Genomic DNA, 1,232 nt, shown 5'->3' on the forward strand with positions numbered 1-1,232 from the left:
CGGCGGCGAGCAGGCGGCGGGCGATCGCGCCGCCCATCACCCCCGCGCCGATCAGCCCGATCGCGGTCATACGACGCTCGTCAGCCCGCCATCGACGAAGATCATCTGGCCGTTGACGAAATCCGCCGCGGCGCTGGCGAGGAAGATCGCGGCGCCCTTCAGCTCGTCCGGCTCGCCCCAGCGGCCGGCGGGGGTGCGCGCGGCGAGCCAGGCGGAGAACTCGGCATCTTCGGTGAGGGCCGCGGTCAGCTCGGTGCGGAAATAGCCGGGGGCGATGGCGTTGACCTGGATGTTCCGCCCGCCCCATTCGGCGCAGAGGCCGCGGGTGAGCTGGCGGACCGCGCCCTTGCTCATCGTGTAGGGGGTGATCGAGGCGCGGCCCAGCTCGCTCTGCACCGAGGCGATGTTGATGATCTTGCCGCGGTTGCGGGCGAGCATCCGCCGGCCGACCGCCTGCGCCATCACGAAGGCGGCGCGCACGTTGAGCGCCATGATGCGGTCGAAGGCGTCGAGCGGGAAATCCGCCGCCAGGGCGCGGTGCTGCAGGCCGGCATTGTTGACCAGGATGTCGATCGGCCCGTCGGCCTCGATGCGCTCGATGGCGGCGGCGGTAGCGTCGGCGTCGGTGACGTCGAAACAGGCGGCGTGGGCGTCGAGCCCGAGGGCGCGCAATTCGGCGACGGCGGCCTCCAGCCGGCCGGCATCGCGCGCGTTCAGGATGACCGTCGCCCCGGCCTCGGCGAGCCCGGTGGCGATGGCGCGGCCGATGCCGCTGCGCCCGCCGGTGATCAGGGCCCTGCGGCCCGAAAGGTCGAACAGAGTCAGTCCCACGTATCCATCCCTCGACCGGTCCGCGCCGGTCATTTTTTTGCTCCGCCGGCGGATGCCGGCATTTTTTGCTCCGCCGGCTGGCGCCGGATGGTTGCCGAAGTGCGGGAACCGGCGCATGTTAGCGGTAACACAGGATGGCGTAACACGAAGTCGGGCCACCGCTCAAGGAGGAAATCACCATGACAGCGATCGTGATCCACGCCGCGGGCGATCTCAGGATCGAGGACCGGCCGGCGCCGCCGCCCGGGCCGGACGAGGTGCGCGTACGGGTGCGGCGGGGCGGGATCTGCGGTTCCGACCTGCATTACATGCGCCATGGCGGGTTCGGCCCGGTGCGGCTGGCCGAGCCGATGGTGCTCGGCCACGAGGTGGCGGGCGAGGTGGAGGATGCTGGGGCGGAG

2 protein-coding genes are annotated in these 1,232 nt (G+C 71.4%); one reads left to right on the forward strand and one right to left on the reverse strand.

Annotated features, from left to right (window positions below; translation table 11 throughout):
* Window positions 1-66 precede the first annotated feature (66 nt).
* Window positions 67-864 carry a glucose 1-dehydrogenase gene (locus APM_RS12960; RefSeq protein ID WP_013640101.1) on the reverse strand — a complete coding sequence of 266 codons (798 nt, stop codon included), beginning with the start codon at window positions 862-864 and terminating at the stop codon, window positions 67-69.
* Between the two features lie 146 nt (window positions 865-1,010).
* On the opposite strand from APM_RS12960, the gene APM_RS12965 reads away from it, so the two are divergent.
* Window positions 1,011-1,232 (forward strand): alcohol dehydrogenase catalytic domain-containing protein (locus tag APM_RS12965; protein WP_007423825.1); only part of this gene is annotated, 222 nt, incomplete at its 3' end.

It is taken from the genome of Acidiphilium sp. PM (assembly GCF_000219295.1).
GTDB lineage: Bacteria > Pseudomonadota > Alphaproteobacteria > Acetobacterales > Acetobacteraceae > Acidiphilium > Acidiphilium multivorum.

Excerpts from the sequence above, each read along its gene's own strand:
- APM_RS12960 (WP_013640101.1), bottom strand. The coding sequence starts at position 864 with ATGACCGGCGCGGACCGGTCGAGGGATGGATACGTGGGACTGACTCTG.